This window comes from Azospirillum formosense, from assembly GCF_013340925.1.
Lineage (GTDB): Bacteria > Pseudomonadota > Alphaproteobacteria > Azospirillales > Azospirillaceae > Azospirillum > Azospirillum formosense.
This window is the reverse complement of record NZ_WHOR01000099.1, coordinates 1-19,468: the sequence shown is the minus strand read 5'-3', so window position 1 is coordinate 19,468 and position 19,468 is coordinate 1. Positions and strand designations below refer to the sequence as shown.

Below are 19,468 nucleotides of genomic sequence, written 5' to 3'. Positions count from 1 at the left end.
TAGCTGAACAGACCCTCGCTGCGTTCGTCCGAACCCCGCATCGTCCCCATCGCCAGCCGTAGTCTCAACAACCAGAGAGAATCACGGACGGCCAACCAGGCACAGCCCTTTTTCCGCGTCCTGCTAGGCGACCGCCGATTGGTGGTGCCCCTTGTGACCTTGTGGCCCGCAATATGGCCCCCGCGTTTTATGTGAAGTTCTTCACATGTTTTCCGGTTCCAACTCCGCGACCGTGCATACGCAAGAGTGCAACGTATTGCGGTGGGCATGCCATGTCGTCGAAGAAGCTGAGGAACGTTTATGTCGCCGGGAAACGAACCAGCATGCGGCTGGAGGCCGCCTTCTGGGATGGGCTGGAAGAAATTGCACAAAGGGAAGGCTTGACCGTAGGAGAGTTGTGCAACCGCCTCGGCGAACGCGTGGAGGCCGTGGACGCCAGCAACCTGTCCAGCGCCGTGCGGGTTTATGTGCTGGAATACTTCAGGGCGGCGATGCCGCAGCGGGAAAGTTCCTGCCTCCCGCTGGCTGTGGCGGCGGAGTAGCAGGGAATGCACACCCGGCGCCAGTCTGGAAGCGCGAAGGGTACCGGGAGGCGCAGTTGGCAACAAGGCCCAGTCGAGTCGCGGTCACATTGCCGCCAGGAACATCGGTGAGTGTTCGCGGCCGTCGGCTTGGGTGATCTGCTTCGTGGCCTTCGGGTCGTCCAGATTCCGCAACATGCGCTCCGCGTCATCCTTGGCAAATGGGGTTCGGCAAATCGGGCTGGCTGGAAGGCGAGCGAATCTGAGCGGACGTCCCCTCTCAACGCGCCAATCATCTATCTGGAGCCATCGGTCTGAATGCGCCCTTCGATGGTCGGATTTTCCGTTCCATCCGCCCGGAGGAGAACCGATTCTCCAGACGCTGGATAGACGCCGGTCAACGCGGTCACGACCACCTGATGCGTCACCAGCACGACCGGCGCTCCACCGGCTGGCAGCCCCGCCAGAAAGCGGCGCAACGACGCGATCTGCGCATCCTGCGCCTCGCGCCGGTCGAAGAATGAGTTGAGAACCGGCAGTTCCTGCACGGACCCGACATCAAGAAGCCGCGCGGTTTCCAGGCACCGACACCATTGGCTTGAATACACAGCGGCCCGCTGAACACCGAGACTCCGCAGCCGATCACCGACCCGCCGGGCTTGTTCGCGGCCGCTCGCCCCCAAGTTGCGTTGGGTCGCACAGTCGCGGAGCTGAAAATTCGGCGGGTCGCCGACGCCGGGCGCCTCGGCGTGCCTCATGAGGACGATCAGCCCCCTCGGATCGATTTCGCCTGAATCCGCGCCCCAACCGACCGAAGCGGAGCCGCCAATCAGAACGGCAACGGTCATAACGGCAAACGATCTGCGGCGGAAAATCTTCGGCATTGGACCACCGCGGCTGATGACGAATCGATGAGGGCAATATTGGTCAAGCGAACCGAAAGCCCAGGTGTCCCTTTGCAGCATGCCGCCTTGTCGCAACGCTGTTGATAGGCCCCTCCGCCACGTCAGGTCGATCGGGCCGCAGGCCGACCTTTCATGGCACGCTTCCCGACAGAGCCCGCGACAAGGCGGCATGGCTGGCGTAACCAACCTCGCGAGCCGTCTGCTTCAGCGTCGCACCCTCGTCCAGCCGGGCTCTCGCCAACTGAAGGCGCCAGTTCCGCAGATAGAGGCCCGGTGTCATTCCCACCACTTCGGCGAAGGTTTCCGCGAAGACGCTGCGCGACATGCCGGCCTCGTCCGCCATGCGTTCCAGGGTCCAGGCCGCCGACGGTTGCTCATGCAGCCGGACCAGCGCGCGGGACAGCGCGGGATGGGCCAGGCCGGCCAGCAGCCCCGTGCGGCCTTCCGCCCGATCGATGGCATGGCGCAGCACATGGACGATGGCGACCTCCGCCAGCCGGTCCAGGACGACCTGACGGCCGCAGCCCTGCCCCCCGGCTTCACCGAACAACAGCTCCAGCACCGTGGCCAAGGGCTGCGCCTGATCAAGCGGAACGACCATGACGTCGGGCAGTCCATGCTCCAGTGGATTGCGCAGGCCGCCAAGGTCGATGTCGGCGCAGACGAGATCGACTGTCGCGGCATCGCTGCGTTCATCCACATCGGTGGTCAGGTGGTGGCGGTGTGCCCGCGGCAGCAGGACGGCCGCAGGTCCCATCACTTCGATGAGTCGCCCCTGTCCGCTCTCCAGACCGAGACGCCCGCCGCGCAGCAGGTGGAGATGGCCCCCGGCGCGCTCACCCAGCACCGCGCCAGTCCCGCAAAAGCCGCCGGCGTGAAACACCCGCGCGGTAATGCGCACACGTTGCAGGGCGGCGGCCAAACGGTCCGGCTGGTTCACGGCGGGCTCCTCGGACGATCTGCAAACAAACTCGGACGATCTATTGCGGATCGTACGGCTATCCTCTGCCCATGTCGAGGCGGCATCGGGTCGCCTCACCGATTTGGAAGGACAGTCTCCCATGGCCCGCATCATTCCCGTCGACCGCAGCAACCCGCCCGCCTCCGTCGCCCCGCAACTCGCCGCCATCAAGGCGAAGATCGGCAAGGTGCCGAACGTGCTGGCCACGCTGGCGCAGTCCCCCGCAGCGCTCGGCAGCTATCTGGCCGTCACCGGCGCCCTGGCCGGAGGTGCCTTGTCCGCCAAGGATCAGGAGCGCATCGCGCTGGCGGTCGCGCAGGCGAACGGCTGTGACTACTGCCTATCCGCCCACAGCCTGAGCGGCAAGGCCGTCGGGCTGAGCGAGACGGAGGTGCTGGCGGCGCGCGCCGGCCAGCCGGAGGACGCACGCTCGAACGCCATCGTGACGCTGGCCCGGTCCATCGTGGACAATCGTGGACGCGTTCCGACGGTGGTGCTTGAGGCGGTCCGGACCGCCGGGCTGGACGACGCCATCATCCTGGAGGTGCTGGCCAACACCGTCGGCGGCATCCTGACCAACTACGCCAACAACCTGATCGAAACCGACCTCGACTTCCCCAAGGCGCCGGCCCTTCCGGCCTGAACGGAAATGACCCGGAACGCGGCATGATCTGCGGATTCCAAGCTGTTTCCGCCATGCCCCGCTCCGGTCATGGGGACCCTGCCAGCGCGCCGACGGGGCGCGCGAGCGCAAAACAAGGACGAGCAACCATCCAGACGGCCGGCAACACCGTCATCGGCGCATCCGCGACCACTTCGGCAGCGTCAAGAACAAGCCGATCCACGACTTCAACGCGAGCCTGGACGCCAACCCCATCCCGGTCCGACCCATCCGGTCTGGCCGTTCGGTGTTTCTCTCCCCTTTTATAAAGGGTGGCAGCCGCAGCTTTCGCGCGCTGTGGAACTCCGCCGATCCATGCAACCATCGATGTTCCGGGAGCTGGAGCGGAGGCGGCCATGATGGTGGTGGGCACAAGCGGGGCCGCATCCTGGATGAAGGCCGGTCCAGCCATGCTCCTTATCGCCATCGCGGCGGTCGGTGGCCTGGGAATGGCCGGCCCATCCGGCCACGGCGCCCATGCCGCCGAGACCGCCCAGAACGCACCGCCGCCGGTCACGGTCAGCCCGCCGCTCCGCAAGGAGATCGTCGAATGGGACGAGTTCACCGGCCAGTTCCAGGCGGTGGACTTCGTGGAGGTCCGGGCGCGGGTCAGCGGCTATCTCGACTCCATCGCCTTCCAGGACGGCCAGCTCGTCAAGCAGGGCGATCCGCTGTTCGTCATCGATCCGCGCCCGTTCGAGGCGGCGCTGGCCTCGGCGCGGGCCGAGCAGCAGCAGGCCGAAGCCAAGCTGGACCTGTCGAACCGGCAGCTCGCCCGCGCGTCGGAGCTGCGGCGCAGCGACAACGTCGCGGCCAGCGTCTTCGACGAGCGCCAGCAGCAGGTCCGCGTCGATGCCGCCGGGGTCGAGGTGGCGAAGGCCGCCGTCCGGACGGCGGAGCTGAACCTGAACTTCACCCGCATCACCGCCCCGATCGCTGGCCGCATCAGCCGGCGCGAGGTCAGCGTCGGCAACCTCATCGTCGGCGGGGACAGCGGCACGACGACCCTGCTGACCACCATCGTTTCGCTCGATCCGATCTATTTCACCTTCGATATGAGCGAGTCCGACTATCTCGCCTACCAGCGGGCGGCGGCGCGCGGTGCGCTGAGGTCGCAACGCGACGGCGGCGTCGATGTCGAAGGCCGCCTGTTCGACGAGCAGAGCTGGCCCCTGAAGGGCACGTTGAACTTCATCGACAACCAGGTGAGCCCCGGCGCCGGCACCATCCGCGCCCGCGCCGTCTTTCCCAATCCGTCGCTGCTGCTGACGCCCGGCCAGTTCGGGCGGCTGCGCCTGCCTGGGTCGGAGCGCTACACCGCCACGCTGATCCCCGATCAGGCCGTGGTCAGCGACCAGGCCAACAAGATCGTCCTGACGGTCGCCGCCGACGGGACGGTGGTGCCGAAGCCGGTGCGCCTCGGCCCCATCGAGGATGGGTTGCGCGTCGTGCGCTCCGGGCTGGAGGAGACGGACAAGGTCATCATCAACGGCCTCGTCCGGGCCCGGCCGGGCGCCAAGGTGACGCCGCAGGACGGACGGATCGAGCCGCCGAAGCCGCCGGCCGGTTGAGCGGAGCCGGGACATGAACATCTCGCACTTCTTCATCAACCGGCCGATCTTCGCGGCGGTCCTGTCCATCTTCATCACCCTGATCGGTGTCTTCGCCTATCTGACCCTGCCGGTCGCGCAGTATCCGGAGATCGCGCCGCCGACCATCGTGGTCAACGCGACCTATCCCGGCGCGTCGGCGCAGGTGGTCGCCGACACCGTGTCCGCTCCCATCGAGCAGGAGGTCAACGGCGTCGAGGAGATGCTTTACATGGCCTCGCAGGCGACCAGCGACGGACGCCTCCAGCTCACCATCACCTTCAAGCTGGGCACCGACCTGGACACCGCGCAGGTGCTGGTGCAGAACCGCCTCGCCGTGGCCGAGCCCCGCCTGCCGGAGGACGTGCGGCGCATCGGCGTGACGGTGCGCAAGAACTCGCCCGACATGCTGATGGTGATCCATCTGAATTCGCCGGATGGAACGCGCGACCAGCTCTACATGTCCAACTACGCGCTGCTGCAAATCAAGGACGTGCTGGCGCGCCTGGACGGGGTGGGCGACATCCAGGTGTTCGGCGCCCGCGACTACGCCATGCGCGTCTGGCTCGACCCCGACCGGGTGGCGGCGCGCGGCCTGACCGCCGGCGACGTGGTGCGGGCGATCCAGGCGCAGAATGTCCAGGTGTCGGGCGGCGTCATCAACCAGCCGCCGGTGCCGACCCCCGGCGCCTTCCAACTCAACGTCGAGACGCTGGGCCGCCTGACCGACCCCCGCGAGTTCGGCAACATCATCGTCAAGACCGAGGGCGCCGCGGTCACCCGCCTGCGCGACGTGGCGCGGGTCGAGCTGGGGGCGCAGGACTACAACCTGAACGCCTATCTGGACCGCCAGCAGGCGGTGCCGCTGGTCATCTTCCAGAGGCCGGGTTCCAACGCGCTGGAAACCGCCGACCGCATCCTGGCGACCTTGGCGGACCTGTCCAAGGGCTTCCCCAGCGGGATGCGCTACGACGTGGTCTACAACCCGACGGAGTTCATCGCGCAGTCCGTGGAGGAGGTCTACAAGACGATCTTCGAGGCCGTGGCGCTGGTCGTCGTCGTGGTCATCCTGTTCCTTCAGACGTGGCGCGCCTCCATCGTGCCGATTGCCGCGATCCCCGTGTCGCTGATCGGCACCTTCGCGGTGCTGGCGGCGCTGGGCTATTCGCTGAACACGCTGTCGCTGTTCGGGCTGGTGCTGGCGATCGGCATCGTCGTGGACGACGCCATCGTCGTGGTGGAGAATGTGGAGCGCTTCATCCGCCAGGGCATGAAGCCCAAGGACGCCGCGCACGAGACGATGAACGAGGTCGGCGGCGCGCTGATCGCCATCGCCCTGGTGCTCACCGCCGTCTTCATCCCGGCGGCCCTGGTCAGCGGCATCTCCGGCCAGTTCTTCCGCCAGTTCGCTGTGACCATCGCGACCGCCACGGTGATTTCCTGCCTGGTGTCGCTGACCCTCAGCCCGGCGCTGTGCGCGCTGCTGTTCAAGCCGCACGAGGAGCACCCGCCCAAGCCGTCGCCTTTGACGCGCCCGGTCCATGCCTTCTTCCGCGGCTTCAACCGCGGCTTCGACCGTTTGTCAAACGGCTACGCCGGGCTGACCGGGCGGCTGGTGCGGCTGCCGGTGATCGTGCTGGCGGTCTACGGTGTGCTGCTCGCCCTGACGGCGTGGCAGTTCAGCCGGGCGCCGACGGGGTTCATCCCGAACCAGGACCAGGGCTATCTCATCACGGTGGTGCAGTTGCCCCCCGGCTCGTCGCTGGCGCGCACGGACGAGGTGGTGCGCACCGCGGTGGACACGCTGCTGAAGACTCCGGGGGTGATCCACGCCGTGCCCTTCGCCGGCTTCGACGGCGCCACCTTCACCAACGCGCCGAACGCCGGGGCGATCTTCGTGACGCTCGCCCCCTTCGCGGACCGCATCCCGAAGGGCCAGACCGCCGAATCCGTGCTGGGCGACCTGAGGACCCGGCTGGGCGCCATCGAGGACGCCTTCATCATCACCATCCCGCCGCCGCCGGTGCGCGGCATCGGCAATTCCGGCGGCTTCAAGATGATGGTGGAGGACAAGCGGGGCCGCGGCCTGCCCGCGCTGGAGGAGGCGGTGAACGAGCTGTCCGCCGCGGCGAACCGCATTCCGGGCCTCGTCGGCGTGTTCTCACTGTTCAACACCAAGACGCCGAAGGTCTTCGCCGACATCGACCGCCAGCGCGCGGAGATGCTGGGCGTCACCGCCGATCAGGTGTTCGAGGCGCTGCAGATCTATGTCGGCTCCGCCTTCGTCAACGAGTTCAACCTGCTGGGCCGCACCTACCGGGTGACCGCGCAGGCCGACGGTCGGTTCCGCCAGACCCCGCGCGACATCGCCAATTTGAAGACCCGCAACGCGCAGGGCGACATGGTCCCGATCGGCGCGGTGGCGGAGTTCCGGGACATCACCGGCCCCTACCGCGTCGCCCGCTACAACCTCTATCCGGCGGCGGAGCTTCAGGGGAACACGCTGCCCGGATTCTCCACCGGCTACGCGCTGGCGGCGATGGAGAAGGCGGCGGCCGACACCCTGCCGGACGGCTTCGGCTTCGAATGGACCGAGCTGGCCTACCAGGAGAAGGCGGCGGGCAACACCGGCCTGCTGGTGTTCGGGCTGTCCGTCGTCTTCGTCTTCCTGGTGCTGGCGGCGCAGTACGAGAGCTGGGCGATGCCGCTGTCGGTCATCCTGATCGTGCCGATGTGCCTGCTGGCCTCGGTGACCGGGCTGCTGATGCGCGGGCTGGCGGTGGACATCCTGGCGCAGGTGGGCTTCGTCGTGCTGGTCGGGCTGGCCGCCAAGAACGCCATCCTCATCGTCGAGTTCGCCCGCCAGAACGAACTGTTCGAGGGCAAGGACCGCTTCGAGGCCGCGGTCGCGGCGGCGCGCACCCGGCTCCGTCCGATCCTGATGACGTCCTTCGCCTTCATCCTGGGCGTCGTGCCGCTGATGATCGCGCAAGGGGCGGGAGCGGAGATGCGCCAGTCGCTGGGCACCGCGGTGTTCATGGGAATGCTGGGGGTCACCCTGTTCGGCCTGATCTTCACCCCGGTGTTCTACACCGTGATCCGCCGCCTGTTCAGCGGGCCGCTGGCCGTCAACCAGCATCCATCCCCAAGCGTGGAAGAGCAGCCTGTCCATCCCCATTCCGAGACGGACGCCGCGCGGTCCGGAGGGTACCGTCGGGCCAGCGAGGAGGTTCCAGGGACATCCGCTCCCGAGCGGTGAACTGCGCCGGTCCGGCTCAGTCCGGCGGGATGCCGAGCCGCAGCAACATCTCCACGAGGCCGCTTTCCCCCACGGCCAGGGCGGCCTGGGACGGGGTCAGCCAGCGGCGCTCGCGTTGGCCCTTCTCGGGCCACTCGTCCAGCACCTCCTCGACCTCCAGCAGGAAGACGGTCACCGCGCAGAGGACCGACTTGTTGACGCTGAGCCGCTTCATGTAGCGGAAGTTGCCGAAGGGCCGGTGATCGACGGTGCCCCGCACGCCGGCTTCCTCGTAGGCCTCCCGCGCCGCCATGGCGCAGGGCTTCACGCCCTCCTCCGCCCACCCCTTGGGAATGATCCACCGCTTGGTTTCCCGCGACGTGACCAGCAGGATTTCCGGCCGGCCGTTGCGAAGGCGGAAAGGAAGGGCGGCGTATTGGGTGGCGGGAGTGCGGTTGCTCATCATGTCCAAGTGGGAAGGCCGGACCCGCGATCCAATTCGGCTGAACGGAATGGCGGGCGATCATTCTTATGACGATGGGCGGCTGTGCTTCGTGCCGCCCATCGGCACCATGATCATCCCCTATTAACGTTACTCAGTGGCAAATTCTTCCGTCAGACGGTCAATAATTTCGGCTACGCCGAACCGGATAGGGTCACTGGCCGGAAGTCCATGGGCCTTGGCAGCCGCTTCCAGGCAGGCGCGCGCCTCGTCCTCGCCATAGGCCTTGGTGTTGATGGCGATCCCGACCGGACGGATGGCCGGATTAGTCAATTGCCCGCAGCGGATCGTCAGGTCGATGACCTCCTGGATCGACGGCAGCGGGTGCTGCACGCCGCGCATGGTGGTCCGGGTCGGTTCGTGGCAGACGACGAAGGCGTCCGGCTGGGCGCCGTGCAGCAGCCCCAGCGACACCCCCGCGAAGGACGGGTGGTAGAGCGAGCCCTGCCCCTCGATCAGGTCCCAATGGGCCGGGTCCGCCGCCGGGGCGATCCACTCCACCGCGCCGGAGATGAAGTCGGCCACCACCGCGTCGATGGCGACCCCGCGCCCGGAGATGAAGACGCCGGTCTGGCCGGTGGCGCGGAAATCCGCGTCCATGCCGCGGGCCCGCATTTCCTTCTCCAGCGCCAGCGCCGTGTACTTCTTGCCGACGGAGCAGTCGGTGCCCACCGTCAGCAGCCGCCGGCCCGGACGCTTGGTCCCCTTGCCCGTGGCGAAGCTCTGGTCGGAATGGCGCACGTTGAACAGCTGGCGGCCGTGGCGCGCCGCCGCCTCGGCGATGGCCGGGATGCTCTCCAGCCGGGTGTGCAGGCCGCTCGCCACCTCCATGCCGGCCTCGATGGCCTGGACGATGACGCTCGTCCAATGCTCCGGCAGGACGCCGCCGGCGTTCACCACACCGACCACCAGCGTGCGGGCGCCCTGCCCCGCCGCCTCCGCGATCGTCATGTCGGGAATGCCGAGGTCGGCCTTGCAGCCCTCCAGCCGGATCTGGCCGAGGCACCAGTCGGGACGCCAGTCCACGATGCCCTGCGCCGTCTTCGCGCCGAGCTGGTCCTGAACGTCGCCGAGGAACATCAGGTAGGGATGGGGAATGTTCATGATCGGGTCCTCTCGAAGAGACCGGTTGTTTTCTTTAAGCGGCTTCGGGCGTCAGGCGACGGGCAGACATCTGGCGGAGCAGGACGGGCACGATCAGCGCCAGCCCCAGCAGCGACGAATACAGCTCCGGCGCGACCAGCAGGATGGCGGCAAACCCCAGAAGCACCCGTTCCCAGGTCCGCATGGTGGTCAGCAGCCAGCCGGTGAGCGTGGCGCCCAGGCAGACGATGCCGACGATGCAACCGAAGAAGGCGATGAGGAAGTCCGGCCAGGTGAAGCCCGGCGCCACCAGGAGCAGCGACGGCGAGAAGACGAAGACGAAAGGCACCAGCGCCTTCGCCAGACCCAGCCGGAAGGCGGTGTTGCCGGTCTTGAAGGGGTCCGCCCCGCCATGCCCGCCGCGGCGTAGGCGGCCAGTGCCACCGGCGGGGTGATGTCGGCCAGCACGCCGTAATAGAAGACGAAGAAGTGCGCGACGATCGGCGCCACGCCGAGCAGACCCAGCGCCGGGGCTGCGATGGTCGCCATGATGATGTAGTTGGCCGTCGTCGGGATGCCGCAGCCCATCAGGATGCAGACGATGCCGGTCATGACCAGCGTGAACAGCAGCGTCAGCCCCTTCACGTCGGCCAGCCAAGCCGGCAGGAAGGCGCCGAGCGTTCCGGCCATCTCGCCGGCGGTGGAGGTGACGATGTAGGAGATCTTGAAGCCCACGCCGGTCAGCGTGACCACGCCGACGATGATGCCCACCGTGGCGGCGGCGGCGCCGACCGCCAGCGCGTATTTGGCGCCGTCGCGCAGCCCGTCCAGAACCTCGCGGATGGTCATGCGCTTGCGCGGGTTCAGCAGGCCGACGGCGATGCACAGGGTGATGCCCCAGAAGGCCGCCAGATAGGGGGTGTAGCCGGCGATCAGGATGCCGATCAGCACCACCAGCGGGATGACCGTCGGCCAGTCGCGGCGGAAGGCCTCCTTCAGGTCCGGCATCTCGTCGGGGCGCAGGCCGCGCAGGCCGTTGCGCTTGGCCTCCAGATGCACCTGCACCAGCACGCCGAAGAAATGCATGAAGGCCGGGACGATGGCCGCCAGGATGATCGTCGTGTAGGGCAGCCCCAGGAACTCGATCATCAGGAAGGCGGCGGCCCCCATGATCGGGGGGGTGATCTGGCCGCCGGTCGAGGCGGTCGATTCCACGGCGGCGGCGAAATGCGGCTTGTAGCCCAGCCGCTTCATCGCCGGGATGGTCAGCGAGCCCACCGTCACCGTGTTGGCGACCGACGAGCCGGAGATCATGCCGAACAGCGCCGAGCCGAAGATGGCGACCTTGGCGGGACCGCCCGCGTAGCGCCCGGCCACCCAGGCCGCGCAGTCGAGGAAGAGCTGCCCCAAGCCGATGCGCGTGGCGAAGACGCCGAACAGCACGAAATGGAAGACGTAGGTCGCCACCACGCCGAGCGCGATGCCGTAGATGCCCTGCGTCGTCAGGTACAGGTGATCGACGAGCTGGGACACCGTGGCGCCGGGATGCTTCAGCAGCCCGGGCATCTGCGGGCCCCAGATCGCGTAGAGCATGAAGATCGACGCGATGATCGGCAGCGGCCAGCCGACCGACCGGCGGGTCGCCTCCAGCAGCACGATGATCAGGACGGAGCCGAGGATCACGTCGGTTGTGGTCGGGTTGCCGACGCGGAAGGCCAGATCGTCAAGCGGGATCAGCGGCACATGCATCACCGCGACCACCGCGCCAATGGCCAGCGCCCAGTCCTGAAGGCCGATGCCGAACGGGCGCAGCAGGGTGCCCATCACCGGCTCGCCGTAGCCGCGCTTGGTGAAGGGGAAGACCAGGAAGACGAGGCCCAGCACGAAGGACAGGTGAATGCCCCGGTGCTCCATCTCCGCCAGCAGGCCGAACCCAGCGGTGTAGTAGTGGAACAGGGACAGCACGATCAGCAGGCCGCCGACCAGATGTCCCGCCAGCGGCGACAGCGGCCGGAAGCGGATCTCGGAGTCGAACTTCTCCTCCAATTCCCGCGCCTTGGCCTCGTCGAGTTCCATGGACGCGGACTCCAGCCGGATGTCGGGCGGCGGGTCGCGATGGGTATCGGTCATGGATGCTCCAGAATGAATCGGGCGGGGCCGGGGGCTTGCTTCATGACCCCTCAAACCCGAAAACCCTCCAACCCCGGAAGGGAAGGAGGGAATGACCCCAGGAACGGGGACGGGAAAGGGCCGCGCCATGCCGGAACGGCCCCGCCCGGTGCATCGTGTTCAGAGGCGCCTTACTTCAGGACGCCCTGTTCCTTGTAGAACTTCTCCGCGCCCGGATGCAGCGGGATGCCGAGGCCCGAGGTGGCGTTCTTCAGCGTGACGAGCTTGCCCTTGGCGTGGCCGGCGTCGAGCGCGGCGCGGCTCTTCTCGTTGTAGAGCGTCTTGACGATGTTGTAGACGAGATCGTCCGGCTGCTTGGCGCTGGTCAGCCACTGGGCGTTGACGGAGATGGTGTTGGTCTCCGGAACGTCCTTGTAGGTGTTGGCCGGAACCGTGTCCTTGGCGAAGAACTGGTACTGGCCCAGCATCTTGTCGATTTCCGGCCCGGTGATCGGGACCAGCGAGATGCCCGACGAGGTCGCGAGTTCGGAGATGGCGCCGGTCGGGTAGCCGCCGACGAAGAAATAGGCGTCAAGCGCACCGTCGCGCAGGCGGTCGCCCGCCGGACCCGGCTTCAGATACTCGGCCTTGACGTCCTTCTCGGTCAGGCCGAAGGCGCCGAGCACGATGCGCGCGTCGACCAGCGTGCCCGAGCCCGGCTCGTCCAGCGACACCCGCTTGCCCTTCAGGTCGGCGACCGACTTGATGTTGGCGTCCTTGCGGGCGACCAGATGGATGGTTTCCGGGTAGAGCGTGGCGATGACGCGCAGGTCCTCCACCTTGCCCTTGCCCTCGAACAGGCCGGTGCCGGTGTGGGCCCAATAGGCGACGTCCGATTGCGAGAAGCCCGACTCGGACGAGCCGCCGTTGATCGCGTTGATGTTGGCGACGGAGCCGTTTGAGGCCACCGCCGTCGCCACCAGACCGGGCACGCCGCCGTTGGTGCCGGAGATGACGTTGGCGATCAGCCCGCCCACCGGATAGTAGGTGCCGGCGGTGCCGCCCGTGCCGATGCGGAAGAAGGCCGGCGTCTGCGCCACGGCGATGGTGGCGCCGACGGCGACCGCACCCGCGACGGCGGCGAAAGCCAGACGGCGGGTCTTGGACATGAAATTCACGACAACCTCCCATTATTTCGCGTCGTAACGAAATCATGCCTTTGGGTAGGAGGCTTGTCGATACGAATGGCTGTCCCGTCCGCACATACGGCCCATTCCAGAGGCGGACGGGCCGCCTGTCCGGGCCGCCTGCCCGGGCCGTATGCGCGGACGAAACGCGTCAGTCCGCCAGCAGCGCCGCCGCGTGGTGGCGCAGATGGTCGTCGATGAAGCTGGCGATGAAGAAATAGCTGTGGTCATAGCCCGGCTGCATCCGCAGGGTCAGCGGGTGGCCCGCCGCCTCCGCCGCCCGCTGCAGGTTTTCCGGCTTCAGCTGCTTCTCCAGGAAGCTGTCGGCGTCGCCCTGGTCCACCAGGATCGGCAGCTTCTCGGTGGCGCGGCCCAGCAGGGCGCAGCTGTCCCACTCCAGCCACGCCGCGTAATCGGTGCCGAAGAAGCGCTCGAACGCCTTCTCGCCCCAGGGCACGCTGGCCGGGTTGCCGATCGGCGCGAAGGCCGACACGGCGCGGTAGCGGCCCGGGTTGCGCAGCGCGCAGACCAGCGCGCCGTGCCCGCCCATGGAATGGCCGGCGATGGAGCGCCGGCCGGTCAGCGGCAGTTCGGCCTCGACCAGTTCCGGCAGTTCCCGCACCACATAGTCGTGCATGCGGTAGTGCTTCGCCCAGGGCTCCCGTGTCGCGTTGACGTAGAAGCCGGCGCCCAGCCCGAAGTCCCAGGCGCCGTCCGGATCGCCGGGCACGTCGGGGCCGCGCGGGCTGGTGTCCGGCGCCACGATGGCGATGCCGAGTTCCGCCGCCATCCGCATGGCGCCGGCCTTCTGCATGAAGTTCTCGTCGGTGCAGGTCAGGCCGGACAGCCAGTAGAACACCGGCACCTTGCCCGATTTGACGCCCGATTCGGCCTGCGGCGGCAGATAGACGGCGAAGACCATGTCGCAGTCCAGCACCGCGGAGCGGTGCCGGAAGCGCTTGTGCCAGCCGCCGAAGCAGCGGTTCGCCGCGATCTGGGTCAGTTGCGACTCCATCCGGTCCTCACGGGTTGTAGAGGATGACGGAACGGATGCTCTTGCCCTCGTGCATCAGGTCGAAGGCCTTGTTGATGTCCTCCAACCCCATGGTGTGGGTGATGAAGGTGTCCAGCTCGAACTCGCCCTTCAGGTAGCGCTCCACGTAATCCGGCAGCTCCGACCGGCCGCGCACGCCGCCGAAGGCGGAGCCGCGCCAGACGCGCCCGGTGACCAGCTGGAACGGGCGGGTGCTGATCTCCTCCCCGGCCCCGGCGACGCCGATGATGACCGACTCGCCCCAGCCCTTGTGGCAGCATTCCAGGGCGGCGCGCATCACCTTGACGTTGCCGATGCACTCGAAGCTGTAATCGACGCCGCCGTCGGTCATCTCGACCAGAACCTCCTGGATCGGGCGGTCGTAGTCCTGCGGGTTCACCACGTCGGTGGCGCCGAGCTGCTTGGCGATCTCGAACTTGTCGGGGTTGATGTCGATGCCGATGATGCGCGACGCCTTGGCCATGACGGCGCCGATGATCGCCGACAGGCCGATGCCGCCCAGCCCGAAGATCGCAACCGTCGAGCCCGGCTCGACCTTCGCGGTGTTGCGCACGGCGCCCATGCCGGTGGTCACGCCGCAGCCGAGCAGGCAGACCTTCTCCAGCGGCGCCGCCTTGTTGATCTTGGCGACCGCGATCTCCGGCAGCACCGTGTATTCGGAGAAGGTGGAGGTGCCCATGTAGTGGAACACCGGCTGGCCCTTCGCCGTGAAGCGGGTGGTGCCGTCCGGCATCAGCCCCTTGCCCTGGGTGGCGCGGATCGCCTGGCAGAGGTTGGTCTTGCCGGACAGGCAGAATTTGCACTTGCCGCATTCCGGCGTGTAGAGCGGGATGACATGGTCGCCGACCTGGACGGAGGTGACGCCCGGCCCGACCTCCTCGACGATGCCGGCGCCCTCATGGCCCAGGATCGCCGGGAACACGCCTTCCGAATCCATGCCGGACAGGGTGTAGGCGTCGGTGTGGCAGACGCCGGTGGCGACGATGCGCACCAGAACCTCGCCCTGCCTGGGCGCCGCGACCTCGACCTCTTCGATCTCCAGGGGGCGCTTCGCTTCCCAGGCCACCGCCGCGCGTGACTTCACCATCCCACCGTCTCCATGCGTTCGCGTTTCTTTGATGATCGACGTTAGCATTCCGCGCGCGTTGACAACGCTGCAATGTTGGAGAGGATTGTTGCCGTATGGGGATAATCGGCGCGGAATCGGGGGTTTGACGGGTGAGCCGCTGGGATGGCATCGACGAATTCGTGGCGGTGGCCGAGTGCGGCGGCTTCTCCCGCGCGGCGGAGCGGCTGCGCATCTCCTCCTCGCAGGTCAGCCGGCAGGTGGCGCGGCTGGAGGACCGCTTGCAGGCCCGCCTGTTCTACCGCACCACCCGCAGCGTGACGCTGACCGAGGCGGGCCGCTCCCTGCTCGCCCAGTGCCGCCGCCTGATCGAGGAGCGGGACGAGGCGCTGCTCGCCGTCAGCGACCTTCAAGCGGAACCCAAGGGCCTGCTGCGGCTGACCTGCGCCGTGGCCTACGGCGAGCGGTTCGTCGTCCCGCTGGTGAATGATTTCCTGGAGCGCCATCCCCAGCTCCGCGTCGAGATCGAGCTGACCAACCGCCGGCTGGATCTGGTGCATGAGGGGGTGGATCTGGCGGTGCGGCTGGGACGGCTGATGGATTCCAGCCTCGTCGCCACGCGGATCGCGCCGCGGGTCATGCATCTGTGCGCCGCCCCATCCTATCTGGAGCGGCGCGGGACGCCGCGCCGGCTGGCCGACCTCGCCGAGCACGACTGCCTGACCGGCACCGCGGACGGCTGGACCTTCGACGCGGGCTCGCTGGAGGATGGCGGGCCTGAGTGGCTGTTCCGGCCGCAGGGGCGCTGGCGCTGCAACAGCGGCACGGCGGTGCTGGACGCCGCGCTGCGCGGCTTCGGGCTGTGTCAGCTGCCCGACTACTATGTGGTGGAGCATCTGACGGCGGGCCGGCTGGTCTCCCTATTGGATGCCCACCGCCCGCCCAACACCGCCGTCTGGGCGGTCTACCCGCCGCAGCGCCACCTGTCGCCCAAGGTGCGGTTGCTGATCCAGCATCTCAAGGAAGGGCTGGCCCGGCGGCCGGAGTACCGCTGACCCGTCAGCAGGCGGTCGGACGCGGCGTGCGCTCGACCTCCAGCCCGAAGACCGGGCGCAGCGCGGTGCCCAAGTAGTTGCCGGCCAGCGCCGCAACGATCCACACCCAGCCGTGCAGGCTGCCCGAGGCGATGCCGCTGAAATAGGCGCCGATGTTGCAGCCGTAGGCGAGGCGCGAGCCGTAGCCGAGCAGAAGCCCGCCGACCATCGCCGCCACCAGCGACCGCAGCGGCAGCTTCCACACCGGGGCGAACTTGCCGGCCAGCCCGGCGGCGAGCAGCGCGCCCAGGATGATGCCGAAATCCATCACCGAGGTGACGTCGGCCAGCACGCTCTCCTGCAACGCCCTGGCCTGGGCCGGCGCCTGCCAGAAGGGCCAGGAGGCGACGTCCACGCCCAGCGCGGCCAGCCCCTTGCTGCCCCACAGCGCGAAGGCCGAGGTGATGCCCCACGGGCGCCCGGCCAGCGCCAGCGTCGCGAAGTTCAGCACGGCCAGCGCCACCGCGCCCCAGACCAACGGCCAGGGACCGCGCAGGAAGCGCCGCAGCCCTTCGGTCTTGGCCGGGGCGCCCTCGATCAGGCGGCCGTGGCGCTGCTTCTCCAACGCAAGGGTGCCGGCATAGACCGCGGCGAAGAGGACGAGGTTCACCGCCAACGCCACCGGCCAGCCCCAGGCGGCGACGACCGACACCGGGGCGGCGGTCCACTGCGCCTGCCACCAGGGCAGGTGATAGGCGCCCAGCACCGAACCGACGATGAAGAAGGCCAGCGTCACGACCATCCGCGTGCTGCCGCCGCCCACTGTGAACAGCGTGCCCGAGGCGCAGCCGCCGCCCAGCTGCATGCCGATGCCGAACAGGAAGGCGCCGGCCACCACCGACAGGCCGACCGGTGACACCAACCCCTTCACCGGCATGCCGAACAGCGTCCCCGCCGCCAGCACCGGGAAGAACAGCGCGCAGGCCACGGCCAGCATCACCATCTGCGCCCGCAGCCCCGCCCCGCGCCGGTCCGCGATGAAAACGCGGAAGGCGGAGGTGAAGCCGAACAGCGCGTGGTAGAGCACGAGGCCCATGGCGCCGCCCACCAGATAGAGCGCCGCCTGCCGCCCCGACACGGCGTCGCCGATCCACAGGCCGCCGCCCGCCAGGGCGAGCAGCGCCACGGTGACCACCCGCCAGTCGATGCCCGGCAGAAGCGCGGCCGAGCCCGCCGCCCGGCCCAGAGTCGTGTCCGTCATCCCGACACCCCAAAACAACAAAAATGAAAAGTTGATAAAGGCGATTGCCTGATTGACTCCAGTAGATAATGGGATGCTTTCCACAGAAAAGACCGTTCTGCGCATCCCTGTCCTGCGTTGGATAACCCGTCAGCCATCGGGAAACAGGCGTCGGGCCAGCCGGCCGAGCGTCAGGCTCTGCACGATGATGGTGAAGGCGACGACGGCGTAGCAGGCGACCAGCAGCAGGTCGCGCTGCGGGTTGTCGGGCAGCGACAGGACCAGCGCCACGGCGATGCCGCCGCGCACCCCGCCCCAGGTCAGCACGGCGGTCGCCGCCGCCTTGCGCTGGCTGCGCAGATGGACGGCGACGACGGGCAAGACGCTGGCCAGCCGGGCCACCAGCGCCAGCAGCGGCGCCAGGACGGCCGCGGTCATCACCGGCGCCTGCCAGGACAGCACCACCGCCGCCTCCAGCCCGACCAGCATGAACAGGATGGCGTTCAGGATCGCGTCGACCATCGACCAGAAGGCCTTCATGATGAAGCCCGTCCGCTCCGACGAGACGTGGTGCCTGGCGGTGTTCCCGATCAGCAGCCCCGCCACCACGACCGCGATGGGGCCGGACAGGCCGAGCCGCTGGGCGAGGCTGTAGGTCGCCGCCGCCAGGGCCAGCGAGATCGACAGCTCCACCGCCGCGTCGTCCGCCCGGCTTTTCGCCCAGAAGGCCAGGGAGCCGGTCGCCAGCCCCAGCAGGACGCCGCCGCCCGCCTCCTTCACGATGTCCCAGGCAACGCCCAGCACCGTCACATCGGTGTCGGTCCCGGTGGCCAGCCCAAGCAGGAGGGCGAACAGCACCACCCCCATGCCGTCGTTGAACAGGCTCTCCCCCGCGATGGCGGTGCGCAGCCCCTCCGGCAGCGGCGCCTTGCGCAGCACGGCCAGCACCGCCACCGGGTCGGTCGGCGCCAGCGCCGCCCCCAGCACCAGACACCAGATCAGTGGCACCGGCTGGCCCATGGCGTCGAAGACCAGCCACATGCCGGTGCCCATGACGGCGGTCGAGATCACGACACCCAGAGTCGCCAGCAGCGCCACCGCCCAGCGCCGCCGCCACAGCGTACCGCTGTCCTGCTCCACCGCCCCGGCGAACAGCAGGAAGGCCAGGACACCCTCCAGCAGCGCTTCGGGCAGGTGGGCGCTGGTCACCAGCCGCTCCTCCCAGGCACGGATGTCGATGGCCGGCACCAGCGTCCCGACCACCGCCGTCGCGAAGGCGAAGCCGAAGGCCAGCAGGAACACCCCCGCCGTCGCCGGCAGGCCGAGCAGGCCGCGGCTGGCGAAGCTGAACAGCGCCGCCAGGGTCAGCAGGAGGGACAGCAACTCGAAGGTGCCCATGAACGTCCGGCGGCTTGGGAGAGACAAGCCATGCCAACAGGGCGTCCGCCGCGATCCTCTCGCGCGTCAGCCCTCCGGGGCGTCCAGCCCCTCCAGGATCGCCGGGGTGAAGGCGGCCCGCCAGCCCTCCCGGTGCCGGATGTCGCCGAAGGCGGGCAGCACCAGCTCCGCCCCCGTGGCGTCCACCAGCGCCGTCAACTGGCGCAGCGTGGGATGGACGTTCCAGCGCAGATACCGCGCGCGCCCCGCGTCGACCAGGGTCCGCGACGGCGTGCCCGCCGCGAGGTAGCCGGTGAAGATGATTTCGGGACCACTTGGCTCCGGCCCATCCACCCCACCCCAGCGCTCCACCAGCTCCGCGGCGGTGCCGCTGGTCGCGTTGGGACCGGCGGCGAAGGTCACGTCGCGTGGATCGCCCGGCGCCTTGGCGCGGTCGAGCAGCCGGCGCAGACGTTCCTCCACGCCGGGCCGCAGGGCGGTGTCGGCCTCCGCCAGCAGATGGGCGATGGCGGCGCGGTGGGCGTCGTCGATGGCCGGAACCACGCCATGCTCCAGCGCCCACAGAGCCATCTCCGGCCCGCGCCCGTCCGCCGCCACGGGGAACAGAGCGCCACCCGCGTGGAGGAAGGGCTTCAGCGCAGCCAGCCGTTCCACCTGCGGGGTGTCGTCCAGCCCGTAGGAGGCGTCGAGGATCACCCGCCGCGCCGGCGGCGGCGGGTCGAAGGGGAACAGGGCCGATTCGTCGGAATGGTCGCCCATGTAGAGAATTCCGCCGTCCTCCGTGCCCAGGTGGATCCACACGCCGCCCGGCGCGTGGCCGGACCGCCCTGTGGTCACCGGCACGCCCTGGATCCCCACCGTTCCGCGCACCGGCAGCGGCAGGGCCGCCACGGTCGGCGGCAGGAGGCGTGCGGCCAGTG

At 68.6% G+C, this 19,468-nt stretch carries 18 protein-coding genes; 6 read left to right on the top strand and 12 right to left on the bottom strand.

The features are described from left to right. Positions 1-272 precede the first annotated feature (272 nt). Positions 273-542, top strand: a complete 270-nt coding sequence (locus GBZ26_RS14695; RefSeq protein WP_174439474.1) for a ribbon-helix-helix domain-containing protein — start codon at positions 273-275, stop codon at positions 540-542. A 275-nt stretch (positions 543-817) separates the two neighbouring features. On the opposite strand, the gene GBZ26_RS14690 is transcribed toward GBZ26_RS14695, so the two are convergent. Next, positions 818-1,486 (bottom strand): histidine phosphatase family protein, encoded by a 669-nt coding sequence (locus GBZ26_RS14690; RefSeq protein ID WP_246653867.1) that lies wholly within the window; start codon positions 1,484-1,486, stop codon positions 818-820. Positions 1,487-1,556: 70 nt separating this feature from the next. After that, positions 1,557-2,366, bottom strand: coding sequence for a cupin domain-containing protein (locus GBZ26_RS14685; RefSeq protein WP_174439473.1), 810 nt, complete (start codon positions 2,364-2,366; stop codon positions 1,557-1,559). Positions 2,367-2,487: 121 nt separating this feature from the next. On the opposite strand from GBZ26_RS14685, the gene GBZ26_RS14680 reads away from it, so the two are divergent. The 3 genes from GBZ26_RS14680 (at position 2,488) to GBZ26_RS14670 (ending at position 7,896) form a co-directional block, all read left to right on the top strand. Continuing rightward, positions 2,488-3,030: a carboxymuconolactone decarboxylase family protein gene (locus GBZ26_RS14680; RefSeq protein ID WP_174439472.1), complete on the top strand. Its 543-nt coding sequence runs from the start codon at positions 2,488-2,490 to the stop codon at positions 3,028-3,030. A gap of 428 nt (positions 3,031-3,458) precedes the next feature. Further along, positions 3,459-4,619, top strand: coding sequence for an efflux RND transporter periplasmic adaptor subunit (locus GBZ26_RS14675; protein ID WP_246653866.1), 1,161 nt, complete (start codon positions 3,459-3,461; stop codon positions 4,617-4,619). Between the two features lie 13 nt (positions 4,620-4,632). Next, positions 4,633-7,896: an efflux RND transporter permease subunit gene (locus tag GBZ26_RS14670; RefSeq protein ID WP_174439470.1), complete on the top strand. Its 3,264-nt coding sequence runs from the start codon at positions 4,633-4,635 to the stop codon at positions 7,894-7,896. A 16-nt stretch (positions 7,897-7,912) separates the two neighbouring features. Here GBZ26_RS14670 and GBZ26_RS14665 read toward each other — a convergent pair whose 3' ends face one another. Further along, entirely contained in the window at positions 7,913-8,338 is a 426-nt protein-coding gene (locus GBZ26_RS14665) for an NUDIX hydrolase (RefSeq protein ID WP_014197516.1), read from the bottom strand. 1 nt (position 8,339) lies between these two features. Here GBZ26_RS14665 and GBZ26_RS30675 point away from each other — a divergent pair, with 1 nt between their 5' ends. After that, positions 8,340-8,465 carry a hypothetical protein gene (locus tag GBZ26_RS30675; RefSeq protein WP_269145388.1) on the top strand — a complete coding sequence of 42 codons (126 nt, stop codon included), beginning with the start codon at positions 8,340-8,342 and terminating at the stop codon, positions 8,463-8,465. 2 nt (positions 8,466-8,467) lie between these two features. Here GBZ26_RS30675 and dgcN read toward each other — a convergent pair whose 3' ends face one another. The 6 genes from dgcN to GBZ26_RS14640 form a co-directional block, all read right to left on the bottom strand. After that, a complete protein-coding gene (gene dgcN / locus GBZ26_RS14660) occupies positions 8,468-9,481 on the bottom strand; it encodes an N-acetyltransferase DgcN (RefSeq protein ID WP_174439469.1) in 1,014 nt (337 codons plus the stop codon). A gap of 34 nt (positions 9,482-9,515) precedes the next feature. After that, complete coding sequence (locus GBZ26_RS30290; RefSeq protein ID WP_247884814.1) at positions 9,516-9,665, bottom strand: hypothetical protein; 150 nt, start codon at positions 9,663-9,665, stop codon at positions 9,516-9,518. Positions 9,666-9,670: 5 nt separating this feature from the next. Then, the gene (locus tag GBZ26_RS14655) at positions 9,671-11,590 is read right to left on the bottom strand and encodes a TRAP transporter permease (protein ID WP_247884813.1); all 1,920 of its coding nucleotides are present in this window, start codon (positions 11,588-11,590) and stop codon (positions 9,671-9,673) included. Positions 11,591-11,760: 170 nt separating this feature from the next. After that, entirely contained in the window at positions 11,761-12,738 is a 978-nt protein-coding gene (locus GBZ26_RS14650; protein ID WP_211104764.1) for a TAXI family TRAP transporter solute-binding subunit, read from the bottom strand. A gap of 169 nt (positions 12,739-12,907) precedes the next feature. After that, positions 12,908-13,771 (bottom strand): S-formylglutathione hydrolase, encoded by an 864-nt coding sequence (fghA, locus tag GBZ26_RS14645; RefSeq protein ID WP_174439467.1) that lies wholly within the window; start codon positions 13,769-13,771, stop codon positions 12,908-12,910. A 7-nt stretch (positions 13,772-13,778) separates the two neighbouring features. Further along, positions 13,779-14,894, bottom strand: coding sequence for an S-(hydroxymethyl)glutathione dehydrogenase/class III alcohol dehydrogenase (locus tag GBZ26_RS14640; protein WP_174439475.1), 1,116 nt, complete (start codon positions 14,892-14,894; stop codon positions 13,779-13,781). A gap of 134 nt (positions 14,895-15,028) precedes the next feature. Here GBZ26_RS14640 and GBZ26_RS14635 point away from each other — a divergent pair, with 134 nt between their 5' ends. Then, positions 15,029-15,931 carry a LysR family transcriptional regulator gene (locus GBZ26_RS14635; RefSeq protein WP_035677038.1) on the top strand — a complete coding sequence of 301 codons (903 nt, stop codon included), beginning with the start codon at positions 15,029-15,031 and terminating at the stop codon, positions 15,929-15,931. Positions 15,932-15,935: 4 nt separating this feature from the next. Here the strand turns inward: GBZ26_RS14635 and GBZ26_RS14630 are convergent, their stop codons facing one another. From GBZ26_RS14630 to GBZ26_RS14620, 3 genes are all read right to left on the bottom strand, one after another. Next, positions 15,936-17,171, bottom strand: coding sequence for a YeeE/YedE family protein (locus GBZ26_RS14630; RefSeq protein ID WP_174439466.1), 1,236 nt, complete (start codon positions 17,169-17,171; stop codon positions 15,936-15,938). A 129-nt stretch (positions 17,172-17,300) separates the two neighbouring features. After that, on the bottom strand, positions 17,301-18,548 hold the full coding sequence (locus GBZ26_RS14625; protein ID WP_174439465.1) for a cation:proton antiporter: 1,248 nt from the start codon (positions 18,546-18,548) through the stop codon (positions 17,301-17,303). 66 nt (positions 18,549-18,614) lie between these two features. Then, positions 18,615-19,468, bottom strand: an 854-nt coding sequence (locus GBZ26_RS14620) for an MBL fold metallo-hydrolase (protein WP_174439464.1), incomplete at its 5' end; no start/stop codon positions are given.